A 26833-nucleotide genomic window follows, 5' to 3' on the forward strand; every position below is an offset into this window, starting at 1 on the left:
TGTTTTTATTCTTACAAATAATTTAATCCCCAAACTATTTTTTTGTAAGAATTAATGCCTATCATTGCAGTGCGAAAAAGATTAATAAAATTTAGAAACACACGTTTCTTACACCTACAATTTTATTGGTTTTTTGAATTCATCGGACTCTGTATTTCTCTTTCAAAAAGAGCTCCTCTTGTAACCAAGGGAAGCGAAGCTTTTACTTAAAATTTATGTTTTTTATTATCTATGAAAGCAACTCATAATGGTTGGTATGTGCTGTATGTAAAATCCCGGTACGAAAGGAAGGTTTACGAAGCGCTTCAGAATTTATCCATCGAGGCTTTTTTGCCACTGATTAAGGAACAGCGGAAATGGAGCGACAGGAAAAAAATAGTCGAAAAACCGCTTTTTCCTTCCTATGTTTTTGTCAATATCAATTCTTCCCTTGACTTTTATAAAACACTAGCTGTAAACGGCGCCTGTATGTATATCCGATTCGGAATGGAATATGCTAAAATTTCGGAACAGGAAATAAGCAAGATCAAGCTTTTGATCAATAAGGAATACATTACCAATATCGAAGTGGGCGACATGCTGCCTAAAATAGGCGACCTGATGGAGATCTCTTCCGGCCCGTTGAGCGGACTGAACTGCAAAGTGGTAAAAGTCAACAACGAACATAAGATAATTGTCCAGATAGAAGCTTTACAGCAAAACATTACGGCGACAGTTCCGTCGAGTTATCTATTCAACAAATTAACAGCTTAAGCACCACGCTCTATAATGCAAGACATTCACGATAAAATAGCCAAGGACTATTGGCATAAGAAAGCCGGTAAAGTTGTGCATTCCGAAGGGGTTTTTCCTGAAAACCTTTTATCGGAATCTGCAATTGCCGAGGCTCAGGGACTTTCGTATTTCTATAAACTTACCGGAGAAAAAACCGTGGCCGAATTCACGGTATTATCGGCACTTTACGCCATGCTGCTGCAGCGCTATTTTGAGGATAGTACACTTTTGTCCTCCAAACCGTTTCTGCCCGGGGCAAAAAACCTGCTGTGCTATTCCTTTGGGCCCATTGCTCAAAAAACGGTGCGGGAGTTTATACAGGAAACCAAGCAGGAAGTCGAGGAAGTGTATACTTTCGCTCCTTTTTGCGAAGCTGCTTTTACCGAACAAATATCCGGCATAAACCATATTCCTTTCCAATTCAATTACGGTACTACAAATGATGGGCATGTGTTGTGTCATGGGCTGTCATTCCATATTGAAAAACTGGAAAACAAAGATTTGAAGATTTCAGCAAATTATGCCGGAGCATTTGTTGATCGTGCGATTGTGGGTCATTTTGTAATGAATTTCAAAAAATGGCTCCAAAGCCTGGAAACCAATATCCATCTGCCAATTGCCTCCATTTCGATCCTTTCCGAAGGAGAAAAAGAGCAACTGCTTGGCCTCAACCCTCAAAAAGGCAGTTATGATACCGAGATGACACTGGCCGGACTTGTAGAAGAACAAGCACAGAAAACACCTCAGGATATCGCAGTCGTTTGCCAGCAAACAGCATATACGTATGCTTCGCTTAACGAAATGGCCAACCGTCTTTCTCATTTCCTGATCCGGGAAAAAAATATTTCAGAAGGGGATTTTGTAGGAGTTAAGATGGAAAGAAGCGAAAAACTGCTTATCGCCATACTCGCCGTATTGAAAGCCGGTGCTACTTATGTCCCTATCGATGTTAACTATCCGGAAGAAAGGATCGCTTATATAGAGAAAGACAGCAATTGCACTTATATTATCGATGCTGATGCTTATGAGGGCTTCCTGGAAACCTACGGGGATTATTCCACGGAAAACCCATTGGTAAACAGGCAGTCAAATGACCTTGCTTATATTATTTATACTTCAGGAACGACGGGCAATCCTAAAGGAGTGATGATCACGCACCAAAATGCGGTTGCCTTGATCCATTGGGCCCGGGAAGAATTCCGTACCGAAAGTTTTGACATCCTGTACGCGGCTACTTCCCATTGTTTTGATCTTTCCGTTTATGAGATGTTTTATCCGCTTTCCGTTGGAAAAAAAATAAGGATACTTGCTAATGCTTTAGAAATCGGAGCGGCATTAACAAGCGGCCAGGACCAAAAAATCCTGATTAATACGGTTCCTTCGAGCATCCGGAATGTCCTGGAGGCAGGTATTTCCCTTGAAAATGTTAGCGTCATTAACCTGGCGGGAGAGCCTTTTCCTGTGGATATTGCCAAAAAATTACTGCAAACCAATGCTGAAATCAGGAATCTGTACGGCCCTTCGGAAGATACGACCTATAGTACTAGTTACAGGTTATCTGCAGAAAAGGATTATCAGTCTATCCCTGTGGGGAAACCTATTTTTAACACACAAGCCTATATCCTGGATGATGAGCGGCAATTGGTACCGGCCGGAAATATCGGTAAACTCTATCTTTCCGGTGACGGAATCGCGCAAGGCTATCTTAACCAATCGGAACTTACAGCAGCAAAATTTATAGACAATCCTTTCGATAATGCAGCAAAAATGTACGACACCGGTGACCTCGCCAAATGGATGCCGGACGGTAATCTTGCTTTTTTCGGGAGGAAAGACCATCAGGTAAAACTCAGGGGATACCGTATTGAGCTGGGAGAAATCGAGAATGTGATCCTTTCTTTTTCTGCAACCATACAACAGGCAGTTGTAGCGGTAAAAAAGAATAAGGAAGATGTACTGGTAGGCTATTATGTCGAAAACACACCAACAGATAAAACGCTTTTGCGGAAATACCTGGAAAAACAACTTCCGGGCTACATGGTCCCTACACATTTTGTCAAGGTGGATGCGATACCGCTAACACCCAACGGGAAAGTAAACAAAGAAGCACTTCCGGAAATAGCGGATATCATTATGGAAAAAACGGCTTATGTCGCTCCGGCAGACAGCGTAGAAGAAGTATTGGTAGCCATTTGGGAACAAACTTTAGGCGTTTCCCCAATTGGAATGAACGATCACTTTTTTGAATTGGGAGGACATAGCCTGATGATTTCCCAGGTGATCAATTCGATTTATAAAAAATTAAATAAAAGTGTCCCATATAAGGTATTTTATACGAATCCTACCTTAAGCGATTTAAGGAAAGTCCTGAAAGACCAGGAATACCTACCAATTCCATCGGTTCCTGTAGCCGATTCCTATCCGTTGACACCTTCACAAAACCGTTTATGGCTGTTAAGCCAGCTGGAAGGCGGTAATGCAGCGTATCAGATTTCGGGTGCGGTGACTTTAAAAGGAACGGTTGACGGTAATCATTTCATCAAAGCTTTTGAGCAGGTGGTGGCCCGCCATGAAATCCTGAGGACAGTTTTCAGGAAAGACGAAGAAGGGATTGTACAACAATATTGTATCCCTGAGGAGGATTTTCATTTTACCATAGAAACCGGGGATTTTTCCAACGCCGAATTCCCGGATTTGCTGGTGCGGGAATACATTAGGGAAAAAGACACACAAAGTTACCGCCTGGACCAAGCACCGTTGTTTAGGGCATCGCTCTTAAAAACAGCCACGGAAGAATATGTGTTTTATTTGTCGATTCACCACCTTATCAGTGACGGATGGTCTCTCAAAGTGATGACGTCGCAGGTTTTGGAATGCTATGATGCCTTGCAGTCAGGGAAAGCGCTTCCGTTGAGCGGGAAATCAATTCAATTTAAGGATTATGCGGCCTGGCTTGCTTCCGAACAACAAAAAGAAAACTATCGGGCTGCTAAAGAATTTTGGCTCGCCCAATTTCAGGAAACTGTTCCGGTGCTTCAGTTGCCGGGGTATTCCAACCGCCCATCTGTAAAAACATACCATGGCAATCAATACCGCTTTGCGATGCCAGCCGGACTGCTTGCATCGTTGAAATCACTTTCCAAAGAATCCGGTGTCACCTTGTTTACGGTTTTGATGGCAGGAGTAAAAATACTATTGTCGCGGTACAGCAATCAAGACGATATTGTTATCGGAACACCGGTTGCAGGAAGGGAACATCCTGACCTGGAACATCAGATAGGATTGTACATCAATACCTTGGCCTTAAGGACATCGATCAATCCAAAAGAAACTTTTTCAGCATTGTTGCAACGAGCAGGAAAACAACTTCTCACGGCTTACGGGCACCAATCCTTCCCATTTGATGCTTTGGTGGAACAATTAAAAACAGCAAGGGATACTTCAAGGTCGCCGTTATTTGATGTTATGGTTGTTTTACAGAACCAGCACCAGGTATCGGGTTTTACAAACACCTTTTCTTCGGGGGTGGTGATGGAAGATTTGGCTATCGACCGAAACGTATCTCCGTTTGACATGGTATTCACGTTTATAGAAAAAGAAACATTACAGCTTGAATTGCTGTATAATTCTGATGTATATACGCCCGGGTTTATCGAAGGGATTGCGGTTCATTTGGAACAACTCTTCACACAAATCGTAAAAACTCCCGAAATACAGCTGGAAGAAATAGAACTGGTTTCCGAAACAGAGAAAGAGCTGTTGTTGGATACCTTCAATACAACAGATACTATTTTTGATACCGGGAAAACAATAATAGACCTATTCTTGGAACAAGTGTCCAAAACACCACAAAATACAGCAATCGTAGCCAATGGGGAAGCCTTGAGTTATGCCGGCCTGGATGAATTGTCGAATAAACTGGCCCATTATCTGATCCTGAATTATAAAATCGGGCAGCATGATGTTGTGGCTGTATTGTTGGAAAGAGGGGAACGCCTGCTTATTGCTTTGTTGGGAATCCTCAAAGCCGGTGCAGCCTATGTACCGATAGACAGCAATTATCCCGAAAACCGGATTAAGGATATCCTGCAGGATGTGAGTGGCAAAATTGTGGTAGATGATGCTTTTATGGATGATTTCTATTGCGAGGAAGAATTGCCTTCCGTTGTACCGGAACTAAAAACCGAAAGTACTGACCTGGCCTATATCATCTACACTTCCGGGTCTACGGGAAAACCGAAAGGGGTAATGATTACGCACCAGAGTTTGGCCAATCTTTGTTTTTGGCACAAGGAAGCTTATGGCGTGGATCAAACCAGTAAGGGAACGTTATTTTCAGGAGTGGCTTTTGATGCTTCCGTATGGGAAATTTACCCGTACCTGGTTTCGGGTGCCACATTGTATCCGATCCAAAATGAGGACATACGCTTGCAGACCTCGTTATTAGCGTCCTTTCTGAAAACCAATGAAATAACACATACGTACCTACCTTCCAAAATATGCCAGGAAATGATGGCAGAAGAAGACCTGGAACTGAAAACCATCATCCTTACCGGAGGGGAAAGCCTGAATTATGCAACTCATACTTCTCTACAGGTGTACAATAACTACGGCCCTACGGAAAATACAGTAGTCACTACATATTATGACTGCAAAAAAGCGGTAAAGGAAAAAGTTTCCATCGGTAAGCCGGTAAGTAATACAAAAGTTTACATTTTGTCCGATAACCTGAAATTACAACCTGTGGGCGTTATTGGAGAATTGTGTATTTCCGGGGCCGGGCTTTCAAAAGGATACTGGCAGCAGCCGGCACTTACAGCAGAAAAATTCATTCCCAACCCGTTTTCGGCTACAGGAAAATTATACAAAACCGGAGATTTGGCCAGATGGCTGCCAGACGGAAACCTTGAATTCATCGGAAGAAAAGACAATCAGGTGAAAATTCGCGGCAACCGGGTAGAATTGGCAGAAATCGAACACGTGATCCGGGAATATGGTGCTCGCATTTCCGATGTGCTGGTAGATGTAAAAGAAGTCTATCAGGAACAAGCGATTGTAGCGTATTATACCGCTTCGGAAACAATTGATAAAAAAGAACTCAGGGATTACCTGAAAGAACTTTTGCCGGATTATATGGTACCGGGTTATTATGTCGCTCTTGAAAAACTGCCGTTGAATGCCAATGGGAAAGTAGATAGGATAAAACTGCCGGCACCTTCCCAGGAAGATATCCTCAAAAAGGAATATGTGGCACCAGGAAATGAAACCGAGGCCAAAATCGTCGGCATCTGGCAGGAATTGCTGGGCCACCAGGCGATAGGCGTTACCGATGACTTTTTTGAACTCGGAGGGCACAGTTTGCTATTGACGAAATTGCTAAATGAATACCAAAAAGCATTTAAGGCCCAAATCGATCTTAAAATACTGTATTCCAATACCAGCCTGAAAAGCCATGCCGTTTTGTTACAAGATGCTGCAACAGTAGTGCAGGAAATCAAAAAAACCGCCCCACAGGAATATTATGAGATATCGCCTTCTCAGATGCGGTATTGGTTATTGTATAAAATCCAGGGAAAATCCAGGGAGTTCAACATTTACAGTACCTTCGAACTTCCGGAGCATTTAAACACCAGTGCTTTTGCAACAGCGTTCAACCTTTTGCTGGAACGGCACGAGGTATTGAGAAGTGTTTTCGCGGAAGAAGCGGGCATCCCCAAACAAAAGATACTGCCGCACCAAACCATGCCTGTACCTTTTTTGGCCTCAGAAGAAGAAGGTAAAAAAGAAGTATTCGGGCATGCGTTCGATCTCGAAACGTATCCTTTGTTTAAAATAGCCATCGTAAAAGAGGGGCAAAACCATACCTTGTTCTTCAATATCCATCACAGTATAAGCGATGGCTGGTCAATGGGAATCATATCCAGGGATTTGATGGCACTTTATGCCGCCGTAATTAGCGGGAATACAGCCGGGCTTCCGCAGCTGGATATACAATATAAAGAATACGCGCAATGGCAAAATGGGTTGCTGCAGCCATCCGTATCGAATGTCCCGGAACACTACTGGAAAGAAAAACTCTCGGGGACATTGCCATATTTGCCGCTGCCTTCGGATTATACGGCGAAACTGAAAAATAACGAGGCGAATTCCTCTTCCTATACAGTGTATGTTACCCAAGTACAGCAGCAAAAAATAGAAACGCTATTTGTCAAAAAAGGCATCAGTGCATTTGCGGTATTTGTGGCGACACTCAAAATAATGTTGTTCAGGCTTACTTCGGAAGAAGATATTATCGTAGGCATCCCGGTAGCCAACAGGAACCATTACCAGCTCAAAGACCTGGTGGGCTGTTTCATCAATACGGTCATGCTGCGCGATACGATAGCCGGGACAATGTCTTTTAATACTTGGTTGCAACAGGTTAATGAAACGTTGGTAAATGCTTTGGTGCATCAAAATTATCCTTTCGAACAATTATTGGAACTGCTGAATGTCCCTCAGAAAGACAATCGTTTCCCGATAAGCCCGGTGTTTTTGAATATGGTCGATTTCGATGTTAAAACCCTGGAAACAATTACGGACTTTAGTCCAAGCCATGAGGTTTTGGAAGCTGCCCCGAAATTTGATATCGAATGTTATATCAAAAGTTTTGCTAACGGATACAGCATCAATTGTGTTTACGACCACGAGCTTTTTAAGCCAGAAACCATTACCTATTGGATGGACGCTTATTTGTCTGTCATTGATCAGGTGACCGCAAATGAAGAAAAACAGATAAGTGAGATTACCCTTTTTGACCAGTATATCGAACAGGAAGCAGCAGCAAGGCCAACCAATGATTTTGACTTTTTCGAAGCTGCTGAAATTGAGCAAAGCATTGCCGCCCGATTTGAAAAGAAAGTAGCCCAATTCCCCAATCATACGGCCGTTTATGCCAACGATACAGTGCTTACGTATCATATGCTGAATAATTGTGCCAATCACCTGGCGCAGCAAATACTCGAAAAAGCCCAGGAAGGTACACGCCGGATCGCGTTGCTTCTGAGCCATAACGAAACCTGTGTTATAGGGATGATGGGTGTACTCAAAGCCGGATTTGCATACGTTCCCATAGATGCCAACAGTCCTGTAAACAGGATCCGGTATATCATGGAAGATTCAGGATGCAGCCAGCTCATCTGCAACAGCACAACCGAAGAAAAAACCCGGTTATTACAGGAAGAATTACCTTATTTATCGGTTATAAAATTACCTGAAAGCTATGTCCTGCCGGAAATGGAAAACCTTGAGAATAGCATAAAACCTTCAGATGAAGCCTATGTCCTGTATACTTCAGGATCAACGGGCATGCCAAAAGGAGTTTTGCAGAACCAAAGGAATGTCCTTCACTTTATAAGAGTGTATACCAACAATGTCCATATTGCCGTCAATGACAATCTAAGTGTTTTTTCTACCTATACTTTTGATGCCTCTGTAAAAGATATTTACGGCGCCATCTTAAACGGGGCGACAGTCAGCATTTACGATATAACCGAAAACGGGCTTGACAAGCTTTCCGAATGGCTATTCACGCAAAACATCACCATTATCCATATGGTACCGACTATTTACAGGAATTTCCTGAAAGGATTGGAAGAAAATGAAGTCCTTACCACAGTCCGGTTGGTTGATTTAGGTGGTGAATCCTGCCATAAGCCTGATCTGGATTTGTTCCGGGAACATTTTACGGAAGGTGCCTTTTTGGTCAACGATTACGGGCCGACAGAATCTACCATCGTGGCCCAGAATTTCCTAAACCATGCTTCCAAATTAACCAGGAACAATATGCCTTTGGGCAAAACCGTACAGGAAACAAGCCTTTTCCTATGGGATAAAAACAACCAGCCGCTTGGAGTATATCAGGAAGGGGAAATCGTTTTCAAAAGCGACTATCTTTCTTTGGGCTACCTGAACAGGCAGGAACTTACCGAGCAAGTTTTCCTTACAGATCCGGCAACGGGCAAAGGAAGGGTCTATAAGTCGGGAGATATAGGAAAAATGCTGCCTTCGGGTGAAATCGAATTCCTTCAGCGTAAGGATTCCCAGGTCAAATTGAACGGATTGCGGATCGAACTTTCGGAAATAGAATACCAGTTGGAACAAATCGAAGCCATAAAAGAAGCAGTGGTGTTGCTTAAGGAAATGCAAGGCAACAGTTATATTACGGCCTACATAAGAGTAAGCGAAACACTGGGGACGGCAAAAATAAAAGCGCTCCTGGCTGAAATATTACCGAAATATATGATTCCGGCGCTTTATATCACTTTGGAAGAATTCCCAATGACCAGAACCGGTAAAATAGAACGGAAAGCCTTGCCTGATCCTACCATTTCCGACCTGAAAACAGTTCCTTACGTAGCACCTCAAAACGATATTGAAAGCAAATTGGCTGCTATTTGGTCGGAAGTGCTGAAACTGGATATCGGAATTGTGGGAACCGAAGATAATTTCTTCGAACTGGGAGGAAACAGCCTGCAAGGTGTTGTCCTGATCAATAAAATCAATAAAAACTACAATACCTCTTTTTCGATAGCGAACCTATATGAAACCCTGACTATCAAAGATTTGTCTGCCTTACTGCATTTTTCTTTGGTTCAAAACCAGGAATTTGAGACGGCAGACCGGGAATTGGACCAGGACGAAATCATCCTTTAAATACTAATCGAAAGAAAACTTCAATCATTTTAAGAACAATAACATACGTATTCCGGGAATTTCCGGGAGCAAATTTTTTTTGTGAAAACCGAAATCATACACAAACTCCTTTCTTTAGGAGTCCAGCTAAAAATAGTCGAAGGAAACCTTAAAGTGAATGCTCCAAAAGGAGTATTGACAAAAGAGCTGCTGGAAGAAATTTCAGCACATAAGGCGTATTTAATCAACCTCATTACAGCCAATAGTTCGATTCCCCGGGCTGAGGCAAAAGAAAGTTATGCGGTCACTCCAACACAGTATTTCATGTGGTTCACACACGAATACCTGGGAGGCAGCAGGGCTTATAATATCACGGCAACATTAAAGTTACAGGGCGAGCTGGATAAGAATCTTCTGGAAAAAGCATTCCAATATGTCATTGCACGCCATGAATCCCTGAGGACTTTTTTTAGGAAAAATCAAAACGATGAGGTACAGCAATATATCCGGACTGAAGAGGAGATAACTTTTAGATTGCAAACGATGGATTTGCAACATTTATCGAAAGAACAGCTCCATGATCAGATCAAGCAGGAATACCAGAAATCTTTTGACCTGGGCAAAGACTTTTTGTTAAGCGCCACACTATTAAAAAGCAAGTCAGCAGCGCATATTTTGGTATTTGTGCTCCATCATATCATTGGAGATGGATGGTCCCTTCAATTACTTACCAGAGAAGTCATGCTGGCTTACAACAGCCTGGTTAGTGAAACAGCAATACCGTTGACTCCTCTGGCCTTGCAATACAAAGACTACAGCGAGTGGCTTTCCGGAAAACTTTCCCAGCCGGAATATGCAGCTAAATTGGACTATTGGAAACAACAGTTTGCCACCAAACCGGTAGGCCTGGATCTGGTCCAAGGGAAACGCCCTGCAGTAAAAACCTATACCGGGCGCATCCATCAGCACGAATTCCCGAAGCCGTTTTCCGCAGCACTGATCAATTTTGCCAGGGAACATCAAATGACCTTGTTCATGCTTTTGTCAGGAGGATTGAGCGGGTTGTTTTCCAGGTATACAGGGCAAAACGACATTACACTTGGGACTACGGTTGCCGGAAGGGAACACGCTGATCTTGAACATCAGATAGGGTTGTATTCCAACGCGCTGCCCATCCGGGCGCAATTTGAAAAAGAGGACAGTTTCCTGAGTTTGATGCAAAAGCAGAAGCAAACACTTCTCAAGGCTTATGAAAACAAGGAATACCCGTTTACGGCCTTAGTCAATCATTTGTCGCTTCCAAAAGATCAGAGCAGGTCCGCTTTGTTTGATATTATGGTGCTGCTGCAGAACCACCAAGGAATGGAAATTAACGATCAGAAAGGCATCAATGGCGTTACCGCATCGGAATATACCGAAATAGAAAGAGGTGTAAGCCAGCTGGATATCAGTTTTGTTTTTGTGGAAAAAGAAGAAGGCTTGTCCTTAAGCGTAGAATACAATACGGATATTTATACGGAAGGTTTTATCGTAGCCCTTTTGCATCATTTTGAAGCATTCCTAAAAACAGGGATGCAGCAACCGGATCAAGCTATTCATACCATTGAAATGGTAACTCCTGCAGAAAAAAATAAACTCCTGACCGAATTTAATACGCCGCCTGTTTCTTGCGGGCCATCTGAAACGGTTGTACACCTTATAAGTGCAATAGCCGAAAAGAACCCCAATAAAACCGCACTGATTTACCAAGGCGAAGAAACCAGTTATGCTTTTTTGGAAGAATACAGTAACCGCCTGGCCCATCATTTGGAAAACCGTTTTGCCATCCGCAAAGGGGATTTTATCGGAATCGCGCTGGAAAGGAATTCCTGGACGATCATTACAATGCTGGCTATCCTAAAAACAGGTGCGGTGTATGTTCCTATAGACCCGGCGTATCCGGAAACAAGGAAACACTATATTTCTGAAGATAGCGACTGCAGGCTAATCATTACAAATGCCGTATTGGAAGAATGCAAGGACCGAATGCATGGTTATCCTCCAAAGTATGCTTCTGAAGCCACACCGGAAGATCTAGCCTATATCATATACACTTCCGGATCTACCGGAAAACCTAAAGGTGTCCAAATCACGCATGCTTCGTTAGCGGATTATGCCACCACGTTTCAAACTTATTTTGAGATAACGGCACAAGACAGTATTGTACAGCAGGCCAGTATCTCTTTTGATACTTCCATAGAAGAAATTTTCCCCATCCTGATAAGCGGCGGGACATTGGTATCGTATGAAACGAAAAGCGATTTTGAAGGTTTGTTCCGTTTGTGCGAGCAACATAAGATCACTGTTTTAAGTACCAATCCGTATGCCCTTCAGTTTTTGAACAATGCCTACGGGAACTATAATCTTGCCATAAGAGCCCTTATTAGCGGAGGAGATGTATTAAAACCTGAATATATCCATAATTTATGGGATAAGGTAGCGGTGTATAATACCTACGGCCCAACAGAAAGTACGGTTTGTGCTACCTATTATCCGGTGACAAACCTCCAAACGGCCATTCCTATTGGGAAACCTATTGCCAACAGGCAGGTGTATATCCTGGAACCCGGAACGACTCAATTGGCTCCAATAGGTGTTGCCGGCGAACTCTGTATTTCAGGCGAAGGATTGTCTTCCGGGTATTTGAACCAACCGGAACTTACCAGGGAAAAATTTGTGCCCCATCCTTTTCATCCCGAGACACTTTTATACCGTACGGGCGATCTGGCCTATTGGCTGGCAGATGGCAACATTGGTTATATCGGGAGGATAGACCATCAGGTGAAAATTCGCGGATTCCGGATAGAATTGGGAGAAATCGAAGCTGCCCTTTTGGAGTATTCCCAAGAGATGCTTCAGGCAATAGCAGATGTCAAAGAAGTGAACGGGGAGAAAGTGCTGGTAGGCTATTATGTTTGCGGTACAGCTATAGACAAATCTTCACTTCGCACCTATCTTCAGGAGAGGCTGCCGGAGCATATGGTCCCGGCTTTTTATATCGCTTTGGATAGTTTGCCGCTAACTTCAAACGGGAAAACAGATCGAAAGGCCCTGCCGGATGTAAACGGTGATGACCTGATCCGCCGGGAATATGTGGCACCAAGGAATTCCCTCGAAGAAGAGATCGCAACGATATGGAAAGAAATCTTATCCTTAGATACGGTAGGCATAACCGATAATTTTTTTGAACTGGGAGGACACAGCCTGATTTTGCTCCAGGTGATGAATAAAATCCAGAAACAGTTACACAAAAACATTTCCTTCAAGGATTTCTTTTCCCATCCTACAATAGAAGGATTGTCCGGGAAACTTACCGATTTCGATTACCAAAGCATACCCAAAGCCCCGGAATCTGTTTCCTACCCGATATCTTCCACCCAAAAGCAATTATGGATTTTAAGCCAGTTTGAAGGAGGCACGATGGCCTATAACATTTCCATTGCCGTAAAAATAAAAGGAGCCCTGGACACGGATAAACTCGAAGAGTCCTTTCAAATGTTACTCAACCGCCATGAAATATTACGGACAACTTTTCAATGGAATGAAAAAGGTACCATCGAACAGTTTATTGCGGGCCAAGGTACCGTTCACCTGAATATCGAAAAGGTGGAATTCCTTTCGGAAGAAAATAAGGAACATGCCATAAAACAATATATCAATGCGGCCAACGAAGCTCCTTTTGACCTTCAGAAAGCGCCGCTGCTAAAAGTTTCCTTAATCAAAACAAACCATAACGAGCATCTGGTCTTCTTTTCGATGCATCATATTATCGGTGACGGATGGTCATTGGAAATCATCATCAATGAAGTACTGCGTTCCTACAACAGCCTGACAAACCAAAGGGAAATTGGGCTACAGGAGTTGGACATCCAATTCAAGGATTTTGTTTCCTGGAGAAATGGCCAAAAAGAAGATTACCTACAATCTGAAGCATACTGGCTTGGACAGTTTACAGGTACGTTGCCTGTTTTGACTATTCCGAGCCTAAAAGACCGCCCATTGACTAAAACATTCAACGGAGGCAAAAAAAGCCATCAGTTTTCCTATGAATTCTCCAATGAATTAAAAGCATTTGCACAAAACCAGGACATTACCCTGTTTATGGCATTGCTTTCGGGCGTAAATGTATTGCTCTACACGTATTCCAACCAGGAGGACATCATCATCGGGACACCTCTTGCCGGAAGGAACCACCCGGATACGGAAAACCTGATAGGTTTATTCCTGAATATCATACCGATACGGTCACGCATCGAAGCGGAAGGTACTTTTGAAGATTTCCTGCAAAGGCAGAAAAACAACTTGCTCCATTCGTTCAGGCACCAGGATTATCCGCTCATCGACCTGATTGAAAAATTGGACCTGGACAGAGATGCCAGCCGTTCGCCATTGTTTGATGTTATGATGAGCCTGAACGCTGAAAATAAGATTATCGATTATTCCGCCTTCCAGGCTTTTGAAATTGAAAGGTTCGAAATCGAAAAGGAAGCGGCCCAGTTCGACCTGAATTTTGTTTTTAACGAAAGCGGCCCATTGGGATTAACTATCGAATACAATACCGACATTTTTGAAGCTTTTGAGATAGAACGGATTTTTAGCGATTTCGAGAAAATCTGGAACAAGGCTTTTGCAAATCCGGCTATGGCCCTGAACGAATTTACAGCATCAAAAAAAGAAACCAAAAAGAGAAATATAAACAGAATGTCTGACTTTTTAAAGATCTAACCATGATGAACAGAATAAGCACATTAAAGAATCAATCGGCCCAGAAAATCAACCCGGAAGAAGATGTTAAAACCTTTTTCTTTGAAGGCCAAACATTCCCTTTAGTTATCACTCCTGTCAATTCGGGGTACAGTTTAAAAAACTGGTTTACCGAAAACAACGAAAAATTCAACAAGGACCTTACGAAATACGGAGCGATACTTTTCCGCGATTTCAATATCAATTCCGTAGAGAAATTCCAGGACCTGATGTCCATCTTCCCAACAGAACTGCTGGAATACAAATTCCGTTCTTCGCCAAGGTTCGAACTGGGAGACAATGTATACGTTTCTACAACATATCCGGAAGACGAGAGCATCAACATGCACAGCGAGAACTCGTATGCTGTGCATTCCCCGCAGCGGATCGTGTTTTGTTGCGTGACCGCTGCAGAATACCGCGGGGAAACGCCTATTGCCGACAACAGGTTGGTCCTTAGTTATATCAGTGAGCCTTTGCGGAAAAAATTCAAGGAAAAAGGGGTTTTATACAGAAGGAACCTTAACGGCGTATTAGGTTTGGCCTGGCAGGAAGTTTTCCAGACTACGGACAAGGAGCAGGTTTCAGCCGAATGTACGGCCAACGGGATTGATTTCGAATGGGTAAACGACAACGAATTGGTGCTGACCTGGCGCAAAGAGGCCATTTGGGAGCATCCGGTTACCGGCGAACTGACCTGGTTCAACCATAGTTTGTTCTTTAACAAATACTTATTGGACGAGGCCTTTTTGAAATCGCTTAATTCCGATGACGAACTGCCTAACAATACTTTTTTTGGCGATGGTTCCGAAATTTCGAAGGAAGAAATCGAAGAAGTAAAAGCAGCTTATCAAAAGGCTACGACCGAATTCCCATGGATCAGCGGTGATGTCCTGTTTTTGGACAATTACCTTTTCTCCCATGGCAGGAACCCATACAAAGGTGCCAGGAAAATCATTGTGTCCATTTCCTGATTTACTCATCCTGCTGCAAAAACGCACTATAATACCTAAAAAAACATAGTATGATCAACAATATCGGAGGTTACGAATTATCAGAAAACCAAAAGAACCTTTGGAGCATTTCTAAAAACCAGACAGGGCTTTATTACAACCAGATTATTTTGGAAATAAAAAAGGATTGGTCTGTAAGGGAGGTCCTTCATGCGATACAAACAGTAACCGATGCCAATACTATTTTAAGATACAACCTGATCCATCATGCCAATTTCAATTATCCTTTCCAGATCGAATCGGATACTTCCGACATTGATTGGAAGGAAATCGAAGGCACGATAAAGGAAGTGGATGCGGTACTGGATTATCCGTACGATCCTTCCGTAAATAATCCAGCAAGGTTTTGCCTGGTGAAGGAATCCGGGAAACTGACATCTTTGGCAGTACGCCTGTATGCGGTTTTCGGGGATATCTACAGCTGTTTTTACCTCTGCAACCAGTTAGGCAAAATCCTGTCGGGCGGGAAAAACAACCCGGAAGAAGGCCAGGATAAAATCGATTATATCAATTACAGTGCCTGGCAAAATGACCTGATCAGCAAACCGGAAAGGGAAGCCATTGTTTTCTGGAAAAATGCCAGTTATCATACATCGGAAGCGTTGTTCCCGTTTTCGGAAAAGGCAAAATCATTCCAGCCTGTAAAAAAACATATCCTTACCATAGATGGCGCGGAATATGCCAAAATCAAAGATTTTTGTACCGGTAATGACTGCGAGGCCAAAACGGTTTTCCTGTCCCATTTTGTACAATACCTGCAATTGTTTTCCGAGAATGAGGTAACCGTTGGGGTTTCTGATTTCAAAAGGGATTATGATGAATTGGAGCATACGTTAGGATTGGTTTCGAAATCTATTCCTCTGGCCATCGGCAAACAGGACGGAAAAAGCCTTGCCGAAAGAGTCAAAGAAATAGAAACCCAAAGGCAGGACGCTTCGGAATGGACAGATTTTTTTACGTTAAACAGAAAAGAATCGGCAGTTTCCGAACCGCTACGGTATTTCAATTACGGCTTTGAATTTATAGACCTACCTTCTGTAAGCTCCGAATACTTGCAAGCTTTCCATGTTGCAGAATTGTTTTCAACAGAAGACCTTTTTGACCTGAAAATTTCCTGTATTGATAACGGCAACAGCATTTCCGTCGAACTGTATTACAACCAGGCCTGCCTCAATACAACCGATATTACTATTGTATCTAGGCAAATCCGGGCAAAATACCTAGACTTGTTCCAGGCCTCAAATCCGGAAATAAGCCTTCTGGAAAAAGAGATTATCGAAAAATCCAACACCACTGACCGGAAATTTGCAGCAGCTGGATCCATTATACCTATAATTGAAGAACAAGCCCAGGCTTTCCCCAAAAACATAGCCCTGTTTGCGAATGGTTTGGAACTGGATTACGCCGGGCTCCATAAAAAATCAGACCAGTTCAGGAATTACCTTATCGAGAACCACAATGTCAGGAAAGGTGATGCTGTTTGTGTTGTAGGCGAAGGCACAGATTGGTTTGTCATCAGTATTTTAGGGATTATCAAAGCCGGCGCGTACTACATCCCAGTCGATAGCAAATACCCAAAAGAAAGAATAGATTACATTTTAAAAGAATCCAATTGCAGTGTTTTAGTCTGCGATCCGGAAAACGGGGCGGCCCATACTACAGGAGCCACACACGTGAATCCTCATGATGCGCAGATTTATACAGAGCAATGGAAAGACCATCCGGTCGCCATCAACCCGGAAGATTTGGTTTACTGCATTTATACTTCGGGTTCTACCGGAAATCCTAAAGGTTGCACGATCAGCCATGGCAGTTTATTGAATTACATCCAATGGGCAAATGAGTATTATTTCGAAACTCCAAACGTTGGGAATTGGGGCCTAATCACTTCCATTTCATTCGATTTGACAGTAACTGCGCTTTTTACGAGCTTGACCCGAGGGAAGAAATTATGGCTGGGGGATTTTGAGAAAAATATCAGTGAAATGTTATCCGATGCTTTTGCCAACCCGGAAATCGACACTTTAAAACTAACGCCTTCCCATATTTCACTTGTAAAGGAATTGGAAATCAAAGAGACAACCATCAGGAGGGTCATCTGCGGAGGCGAACAATTGCTAAAACACCATATAGACATACTCAAAGGAATCAACCCGGAAATCCGCATCTATAACGAATATGGCCCAACTGAAACGACCGTAGGCTGTATCGTAAAGGAAATAGAACAAACAGATTCCCGCATCCTCATCGGAAAACCTATTGCCAATACCGCCATTTATATTGCAAATGAAAATAAATCGCTTTGCCCAATAGGGGTAAAAGGGGAAATCTACATTGCAGGCAAAGGACTGACAAACGGTTACCTGAACAGAAAGGACCTTACCGAAGATAAAATTATCGAAAGTCCGTTCATCGAAGGAGAAAAACTATATAAATCGGGTGATTTGGCCTGTTGGCTGCCCAATGGCGAAATCGAATATTTCGGAAGGATCGACGATCAGGTAAAAATCAAAGGTTTCCGGATAGAATTAGGAGAAATCGAGCAGCTGATCCTGAACCAGGAGCATATCAAGCAAGCGGTTGTTGTGGTCAAAGAAAAGGAAAACGAAAAGTACTTGGTTGCCTATTATGCAGCCGAAAAGCAACTGGATAAAAAGACTTTGCAAAACGCATTGAGCCAGGTTTTACCGGATTATATGGTTCCGGGTTATTATGTCCAGTTAGAGGCGATCCCTTTAACCTCAAACGGCAAAGCCGATAAGAAAGCCTTGCTGGATGTGGAAGCCAAAGACCTGATCAAGGCTGAATATATCGCTCCACGATCAGAAGAGGAAAAATTACTGGTTTCCATTTGGTCCGAAGTACTCAAGCATGACCCAATCGGGATCAAGGATAATTTCTTCCATCTGGGAGGGGATTCGATTAAATCTATCCAGGTGGTTTCCCGCTTGAAGCAGCAAGGATATGTAGTAAAAGTGGAACAAATCCTACGGAACCCACTTATCGAGGAACTGGCAAAATTGATACAATCTAACGATGTTGTTGCCGATCAGGCTGTGGTGGAAGGAGAAGTGCCGCTGACTCCAATCCAACAGGATTTCTTTGCAAACGGACTCATAACCAACAAAAACCATTTCAATCAATCGGTAGTACTGAAAAGCCGAGAGCAGATCGATCCTTCGGTTTTGGAAGCTTCCATAGCAGCATTGGTGCTCCACCATGACGCACTACGGATGACTTACAAGTATAAGGAAAATGCCTGGAGCCAATACAACCAGGATGCTTCGAAAGCCCGTTATGAAATCACGTTTTACGACCTGCGGCAGGAAGCTAACGAATTGGAAGCATTGCAAAGAGCAGGAGAAACATTGCAATCAGGCTTTGACCTGACTTCCGGAGCGCTTTTCCGCATAGGCCACATCAGGATGTCAGACGGAGACCGCCTCGCCCTGGTTATCCATCATTTATTGGTTGACGGTGTTTCCTGGCGGATACTATTAGAAGACCTAACACAGCTGTATACCGCAATTGCATCAGGACATGAGTATAAGTTAGCGTATAAAACAGATTCTTACCAACGGTGGTCTACTCTTTTGAAAGCCCATGCCAACAGCGGGAAAATGCAAAAGGAAAGAATGTATTGGGAAGAGATCACCCATCAAAATATAATGGTATTGCCTACGGACCAACAACCTGCCAACAGTTATCCGGCAATGGATGCATCGGCTTCTTTAGTATTGGATGCTGCCATGACCCAAAAACTGCAAACCCAGGTACACCATGCGTATAATTCAGAAATCAATGACGTATTGCTTACCGGTTTGGGGCTTGCTATCCGGGAAGTTTTCGCCATAGAAAAAACCGTAATAAGGATGGAAGGCCACGGCCGTGAGGAAATACTGGAAGGCATAGACACCGGAAGGACAATAGGCTGGTTTACCAGTGTATACCCATTCGTCCTGGATCTTTCCAATGCAGCTGGACATGAGCTGGTTTCGGTTAAAGAATCACTACGTAAAATTCCCAACAAAGGTATCGGGTACGGAGTTTTGAATTACCTGGAAAAACCTTTCGAAAATCCGATGGTTCCAAACATCCAGTTTAATTACCTGGGTGATTTTGGCCACGGAGCCGGAGGAAATGAGGAAAATCCTTTATTTGAATTTACGTCAGAAAGCATCGGTTCCGTCATCGGTACAGAAAATAAACAAAGCGATGTCCTGTTTGATATTGTGGGAATGATGGTCTCTGGCCAGCTTCATATTTCCATCAAGTATGCCACGGGGTATTTCAGGAAAGAAACGGTACAAAAACTGGTGTCTTCCTATGAAAAACAATTGCAGAACCTGATAGGAGAATTAGCGGCCATCCAAAAAAACCGCCTTACGCCTTCTGACCTGACGTACAAAAAACTGGATTATGCTACCGTATCGGATTTAGCCAAGGAAAACAATATCGAGGATGTGTATGAATTGTCGCCTTTGCAGCAAGGTTTTTATTTCCAATGGCTTATGGATCCTTCGAGTTCGATGTATTTTGAACAGTCAACCTACATCATCAATGCCCCGGAGTTATCTGTTGAAGCGGTCCGAAAAGCATACAACGGATTGATTTCCAGGTATTCCATATTGCGTACTTCCTTTACAAATGATTTGGGCGATGTACCTTTGCAGATTGTCCATAAAGAAGTGGAAGGGCATTTTTCATTGGAGGAAATAACCGAAAGCAACCGGGTATCCGCAGAAGCGATCCTGGACAAAATAAAAGAAGAAGACCGGGCAAAAGGATTTGATTTTGAAAAACCGTCCCTGATGCGATTAAAGGTTGTAGCCCTGGAAAACGGAAGGTATGCTTTCATATGGAGCCATCACCATATCCTGATGGATGGCTGGTGCATGAGTATCCTGATTAATGATTTCAATGCGATCCTGGCTTCGGTGACAGAAAATCAGGACCTACAGCTTCCGGCGCCGGTAAAATATGCAGAATATATCAAATGGCTGTCAGGAATCGACCAGCAGGATACGCTAACATATTGGAAAAAATACCTGCAAGGGGTACATTCTGCTACAACAATACCTTTCAGGCATTCTAAAAAAACCTTGGAAACAGGAACAGCTGAAGTGTCTTTCCAGATGGACGGAGCACTATATCAAAATATAAAAAAACAATGCCGGGAATTAGGGATTACGCAAAATATATTTGTCCAAGGTGTTTGGGGTTACTTGCTCTCCAGTTATAATAATCGCAACGAAGCGGTTTTTGGTTCGGTAGTTTCAGGCCGTCCGGGAGAATTGCCGGGTGTGGAACAGATGGTGGGGTTATTTACCAACACCATACCAGTAAGGGTATCCCATACAAAAGGAGATTCCGTAAAAACCTTCCTACGCAAACTTCATGCAGAAGCCCTCGAGAGTACGCCGCACCATTATATAAGCTTGTCGGATGTGCAATTGCAAAGCCCGCTCGGAACCCAATTGATCACTTCTATAATAGCGTTTGAAAATTTTGCGGCTTCGGAAACGATGGCAAACAATAGCCCGGACCCGTCTATGGTTGTGGAGGCGATAAGTGCCTTTGAACAGACTAATTATGATTTCAATGTCATTGTAAGTCCTTCGGAATCAGCGCTAAAAGTAGCCTTGCAGTATAACCCGGAATGGTTTGACAGGAGATATGTCCAAAATATTGCCACACACTTCCTGAAAGTAGCAGAGCAGTTTGCTTCAAACCAAGAACAGGCTTTAGGGCAGATCACTTATGTAGAGGCATTGGCGGATCCCATTGCAGATCTGTACCAGGAAAATTTCTAAACTCATTATCCCGGAAGCGGCCGTATTACAAGTCGCTCATTCCCGGTAAAACTTACCATCATTTTGCACGCGATTATACCTTCATGAGTCAGTAAAGACGGGAGAAGGAAAGTCATAATTATATAACCAAAAAACATTAATCATGATCAAACCATTAATTCAATCCATGGCTGTTTGTCCCGATATGAACAAAAACTATCCTAAAATTCAATATGGCAAAGGAATTTATCTTTTTGATGCCAATGGGAAAAGATATTTAGACGGATCATCGGGTTCTTCCTCGGTTTCCAATATTGGCCACGGAAGACAAGAAGTTGTAGAGGCAATCAGCCAGCAGATTTCTAAAGTATCGGTATTGCCTACCCACGCTTTCAATTCTGAAACAGTAGAGCTTTACCTGCAGCGCCTTGTTGATTTTGCCCCGGAAGGGTTTAGCAAAGCCTGGACAGTAATGAGCGGGACGGAAGCGGTAGAAAATGCCGTGAAACTAGCCCTGCAATACCATCAGTTAAAAGGGGAATTCGGAAGGTATAAAATTATTTCAAGATGGAATACCTACCACGGGAATTCTGTTTTCATGCTCGATATAGGAGGGATGAAAGCCCGCCGCGAACTCTACAGCAAATGGCTCAACAATTTCCCACACATCTCTCCGGCCTATAATTACAGAAGGCCTGCCGGGCTTACCGAAAACGAATATGTGGAAAGCCTGCTGCAGGAATTTGAAAACACAATTATAGAAACGGGGCCGGACACCGTTGCCGCTTTTATCGCCGAGCCGGTCATTGCTGCCGCAATGGGAGCTGTGCCTCCGCCAAAGGGATATTTTACAGGGATGCACGCCATTTGTCGCAAGTATGGCATCCTGTTCATTTCGGATGAGATCCTTTCTGGATTTGGCCGTACCGGGGAACATTTCGGGATTAACAATTTCGGTGTGGTTCCGGACATCATTGCTGCCGGGAAAGGTATAAGCGGAGGGTATTTTCCATTGTCGGCCGTCATCGCTTCAGAAAAAGTAACAGCTCCCTTCGTAGATTCCAAAACCGCATTTTTAGGCGGGCATACTTTTGCATGTAACCCTGTTGGCGCTGCTGCCGGCAACATTGTCATGGATATATTGGAAAGGGAACAACTGATCGAAAACTCGAAAAAGATGGGTGCGCTTTTCCTCAAGAAATTAGAATCCCTGCAGGAATTTGACATCGTAGGTGATGTCAGGGGAGTAGGATTGCAATGCGGAATCGAACTCGTTCAGGACAAAATCACCAAGCAGCCTTTTGACCCGGGCATGAATATTTCAAAAAGAATTGGGGAGAAATCCATCGAAAACGGCGTGGTCCTCTATCCGGGCAAAGGTTCTGTAGATGGAGTTTCGGGAGACCACATCCTGATTACACCTCCACTTACCGTAAACGAAGAACAATTGGATGAAATCATCACAGCAATCAAGACATCATTAGAAGCTGTTACAGTAGAACTTAAAAGAGAAACCGTATAATATGGAAAAAGAAATCAGCCTTAAAAAAGCCAGGATTGAAGAATTTTGGCATGCGTTTTTATCAGAAAACCCAAATTCAAATTCGGCTTCATTTTTTGGAGGAACCCATCTGAAAAATGAAAATACCGTAACGAAAAGGAAAATCTTCCTGAGCACGGAAGATGTAAAAAAAGCGGAAGGGCTTTGCAATGGTTCCGATGTCCTGTTGTATAATTTTTATTGCAGCGCGCTAAGCATACTCGTATCCAAATACGAAGAAAATTTTTCTTTCCTGTCTCCGGTCAATCAATTTGAAGGTTCCCGGGAAAGCAAAGGACTTTTTGTGCTGAAGCCGCTTGTAGAGAGCACGCAAAGCTTTAAAGAGATTTTCTCTTCCCAGAAGGAAACCCTTCTAAAATCTATCGAATATGCTTTTGACCTCGGCACTTTTGAAGATTCTTTCCTGGATTTTGAAAGTTTCCAAAAAAACGAACCTTTTGGGCTCCTTGTCAACAGTACCAATGAGGAGGTGCCGGCAATTGTTAAAACAGTATTCGATTTCGATTTGAAAAACGAGTCTCCTTATCTGGAAATCAGTATCAAAGGCGAAATGTACGACGCCGGCCTGTTGGAGGTTTTCGGGGAAAATTTCAATGTATTGTTCCACGAAGTGCTTCAGAATACGTACGGGGCCATAGCTACTTTAGCTTTTAGGGGAAGCCGTGAAAACCATATTCTGGAAGAAATCAACCAACCGAAAAACGATTTCCCGCTTGATAAAAACATCCTCGAATTGCTGCAGGAACAATGCGCAAGGCAAAAAGATAAAATTGCGATAGTAAATGGCTCTAAAACCATTACCTATACCGAGTTGGATGCACAAACCAATCAATTGGGAAGGTATATCCAGGACTCTTTCCAAACCGGAAAAGACATGCTTTTCGGGATGATGCTCTCCAGGTCCGTTAACATGGTAAAAGGAATCCTGTCTGTCTGGAAAGCCGGAAGCGCCTACGTGCCGATGGCCACCAATCTTTCAGACGAAGCACTTTTGCATATTATTGAAAATTCCAACCTGAAAGCGGTCATTACAGATAGTACCGAGGTTTTGGAACAATTGTCGAGATTATCCCACAACGTGGCGGTTATTGATCTTAGCACACTGCTTCCAATGCTAGGCGCCCTATCGGATACCCCGGTTCCCGTAACCGTTTCTTCCAAAGATCTGGCGTATGTCATTTACACCAGCGGTTCGACCGGCAAACCCAAAGGAGCCATGATTGAACATTTCGGGATGCTGAACCATATCGGAGCCAAAATACAGGAGATGGGCATTCACAATAACAGTATTGTTGCCCAAAACGCCCCGCACACATTTGATATTTCCGTATGGCAGTTTTTCGCTCCGTTAGTGGCCGGTGGCACAAGTGTCATTTATGATGATGAAGTTGTCCTGAACGTGAACCAGCTTGTCCATAAAATGGCTGAAGACAAAATTACCCTACTGGAATTGGTGCCGTCTTATTTGCTGGAAATGCTCCATGAATTGGAAAATGAAGACAATACTATCCCATTGGCACTGGACATTATCATCTTGAATGCCGAAACCCTTACCAAGGCAATGGTCAAAAGATGGCTGGATTTGTATCCTGCGGTGCCTATCGTGAATACATATGGGGCCACAGAAGTTTCAGACGACATTTCCCATTATGTGATGACGGAAGTTCCGGAGTATCATTCTGTCCCGGTGATGAAGGCGATTATCCAAAATGTGGAAATCCATATTGTTGACGAACATAAAAACAGGGTGCCTCTTGGTGTCAAAGGCGAAATATTGCTGGCAGGGCCTTGCGTTGGCCGCGGTTATTTCAACGACGGGAAAAGAACCGACGAAGCTTTCCTGAAAGGCCCTATGGAGGGTATCACTTCTTTAGAGAGGATTTATAAAACAGGTGATTCAGGCCGGTTCCTCTCGGACGGGACTCTGGAATTCCTGGGCCGGAATGACAACCAAGTCAAGATTTTGGGTTACAGGATCGAATTGGACGCTATCGAAAACATCGCATCAGGTCTTCCGCAGGTTAAAAATGCCAAAGCTATCGCATACACGGACCAACAAATCATTGCATTGTATTATGTAGCTGATACTGAAATAGATACTGCTATTTTTGAAGAAGAACTGTTAAAGGCATTGCCATCTTATATGCTTCCATCGGCCTATGTACACATGAACAGTTTCCCAGTAACCGCAAACGGGAAAATCGATAAAAAACGATTGCCGGAAATAACAGACAAAGACCTGGTTAAAAGCGAATACACGCCTCCAAGCAACGAAATCGAAGAAAAACTGGTAACCATCTGGAAAGAAATCCTGAATAAGGAAAAAATAGGGATCCATGACGACTTTTTCGCTTTAGGAGGAAACAGCCTGATGGCCATGAGGGTATTTAATAAGGTGAGTAACGAATTTGGGATAAAAGTAGATTTCAAATCCTTTTTTAACAAGCCAACCATAGGCAGTTTAGGGTTGGAAATATTATTCCTGACCGAACAGGAATCTATCAAGGAAGAGAATTTGTTCGAGTTGGATATTTAAAAAAAATAGCATAATTGTATGGAGAATATTATAAAGAAAATAATAGAAAATAAGTTGTTGTTGAAACTTGAAGAAGGAAAACTTAAAGTATATACAAAAGACAACGGTTCTATAAGCGCAGAATTATTGAATGAAATCAGAAGCCACAAAACGGAGCTTGAAAACTATTTGCTGTCCCAGGAGAAAAACAGCATAGACAATGAGCTGAAACTGAATATCCCAAGGCTTGAAGAGCAGGAAAATTACGAACTCTCGTCTTCCCAGCGCCGGTTGTGGATCCTGAATCATTTCGAAAAAGGTGCCGTAGCTTATAATATTCCGTCCCATTTTGAGCTGGATCAGAATTACGATATCGATAATTTCAAAAAAGCCATCGACGCTTTAATAGAAAGGCATGAGATATTAAGGACCGTATTCCGTAAAAACGAAAAAGAAGAAATCCGCCAATGGGTTTTGTCCGGTTCAGAGATCAATTTTAAAGTGGATTATGTAGATGTAAGTGAAAATCCGGAAGGATTGGCAATAGCAAAATCTTCCATCGAAGCAGATGAATTCCAGCCTTTTGACCTGGAAAACGGACCGCTGTTCAGGGTGGCCATATACAAGATTTCGGAAGAGAAATGCATTTTGTATTTCAACATCCACCACATCATCGGCGATGCCTGGTCTATGGAAATATTGTTCCGCGACACCTTCGCTTTTTACGATGCTTTCCGCCAAGGAACCAATCCGGACTTACCGGAACTCAGGATACATTACAAAGATTATGCAGCCTGGCAACAAGAACAGATCCGCAACGGCGCTTTTGAGAAACACAAAACCTTCTGGAAGGAAAAATTTGCCGGTGAGCTTCCATTGCTGGACTTGCCAAGTGAAAAAACCAGGCCTAAAACCAAAACCTACAACGGCTACAAACTGGGTTCCTATGTTTCTGCGGAAACCACCAAGAAATTGGAATCCTATTGCAAAAAAAACGGGGGAAGCTTGTACATCGGGCTTTTAGCCGTTTGGAATGCATTGTTGCAGAAATATACCCACCAAAAAGATATTGTCATCGGAGCTCCGATTGCCGGCCGGGACCATATCGACCTGGACGACCAGGTAGGTTTTTATATCAATACGCTGCCGCTGAGGAACGCTATTGACCCTTCCCAGAGTTTTGACGCTTTGTTTAACCAAGTGAAATCCAATACGTTGGAAAGCTTCAATTTCCAGCAATACCCTTTTGATTTGCTTACCGAAGATTTAAACTTGCTCAGGAATCCATCAAGAAGTGCCATATTCGATGTCATCATCGGATTTCCCGAAACCCAGGCCAATGCTGAAGATTTTGTGGCCGATGCCGATAAAGTGGAACGCATCTTTGATTTGGGGATGATTGTATCTAAAGTGGACCTGGCCATTATTTTCAGTAAAGTGGGCCATCATTTGTTTTTCGATATCAATTTCAATACCGATGTATACGAAAGGGGAATGATTGAAAAACTAATCGTTCATTTCAAACAGTTTGCCGCACAAATAGTAGAAAAACCAAATGAAAAAATAGAAAATATTGAGTACCTGACTGCTGCCGAACGCTCCGACCTATTGCGTCTGTACACTCCGGCTCCTTTTGAAGAATCTTCTGCCACAATCCTGGATTTGTTCCAATTGCAAGTGGCCAAAAACCCTGAAAAGGCAGCGTATGTTTTCGGTTCATATT

Annotated in this window: 8 protein-coding genes; all 8 read left to right on the top strand. The window is 43.0% G+C overall.

Annotation, left to right across the window (positions count from 1 at the left end):
* Window positions 1-231: 231 nt before the first annotated feature.
* The gene (locus E4635_RS07475) at window positions 232-753 is read left to right on the top strand and encodes a UpxY family transcription antiterminator (protein ID WP_135526007.1); all 522 of its coding nucleotides are present in this window, start codon (window positions 232-234) and stop codon (window positions 751-753) included.
* A 15-nt stretch (window positions 754-768) separates the two neighbouring features.
* Window positions 769-9468 (top strand): non-ribosomal peptide synthetase, encoded by an 8700-nt coding sequence (locus E4635_RS07480; RefSeq protein WP_135526008.1) that lies wholly within the window; start codon window positions 769-771, stop codon window positions 9466-9468.
* A gap of 81 nt (window positions 9469-9549) precedes the next feature.
* Window positions 9550-14211, top strand: coding sequence for a non-ribosomal peptide synthetase (locus tag E4635_RS07485; RefSeq protein ID WP_135526009.1), 4662 nt, complete (start codon window positions 9550-9552; stop codon window positions 14209-14211).
* Between the two features lie 2 nt (window positions 14212-14213).
* A complete protein-coding gene (locus tag E4635_RS07490) occupies window positions 14214-15203 on the top strand; it encodes a TauD/TfdA family dioxygenase (RefSeq protein ID WP_135526010.1) in 990 nt (329 codons plus the stop codon).
* Window positions 15204-15253: 50 nt separating this feature from the next.
* Window positions 15254-21055: a non-ribosomal peptide synthetase gene (locus E4635_RS07495; protein ID WP_135526011.1), complete on the top strand. Its 5802-nt coding sequence runs from the start codon at window positions 15254-15256 to the stop codon at window positions 21053-21055.
* A 142-nt stretch (window positions 21056-21197) separates the two neighbouring features.
* Window positions 21198-22556 carry an aminotransferase family protein gene (locus tag E4635_RS07500; protein WP_135526012.1) on the top strand — a complete coding sequence of 453 codons (1359 nt, stop codon included), beginning with the start codon at window positions 21198-21200 and terminating at the stop codon, window positions 22554-22556.
* 1 nt (window position 22557) lies between these two features.
* The gene (locus tag E4635_RS07505; protein WP_135526013.1) at window positions 22558-25131 is read left to right on the top strand and encodes a non-ribosomal peptide synthetase; all 2574 of its coding nucleotides are present in this window, start codon (window positions 22558-22560) and stop codon (window positions 25129-25131) included.
* A gap of 18 nt (window positions 25132-25149) precedes the next feature.
* The coding region (locus E4635_RS07510) for a condensation domain-containing protein (RefSeq protein WP_246020718.1) at window positions 25150-26833 on the top strand (1684 nt) is incomplete at its 3' end.

Source organism: Flavobacterium humi (assembly GCF_004745595.1).
Taxonomy (GTDB): Bacteria; Bacteroidota; Bacteroidia; order Flavobacteriales; family Flavobacteriaceae; genus Flavobacterium; species Flavobacterium humi.

Excerpts from the sequence above, each read along its gene's own strand:
- E4635_RS07480 (WP_135526008.1), top strand. The coding sequence starts at position 769 with ATGCAAGACATTCACGATAAAATAGCCAAGGACTATTGGCATAAGAAA.
- E4635_RS07505 (WP_135526013.1), top strand. The coding sequence starts at position 22,558 with ATGGAAAAAGAAATCAGCCTTAAAAAAGCCAGGATTGAAGAATTTTGG.
- E4635_RS07490 (WP_135526010.1), top strand. The coding sequence starts at position 14,214 with ATGATGAACAGAATAAGCACATTAAAGAATCAATCGGCCCAGAAAATC.
- E4635_RS07500 (WP_135526012.1), top strand. The coding sequence starts at position 21,198 with ATGATCAAACCATTAATTCAATCCATGGCTGTTTGTCCCGATATGAAC.
- E4635_RS07495 (WP_135526011.1), top strand. The coding sequence starts at position 15,254 with ATGATCAACAATATCGGAGGTTACGAATTATCAGAAAACCAAAAGAAC.
- E4635_RS07475 (WP_135526007.1), top strand. The coding sequence starts at position 232 with ATGAAAGCAACTCATAATGGTTGGTATGTGCTGTATGTAAAATCCCGG.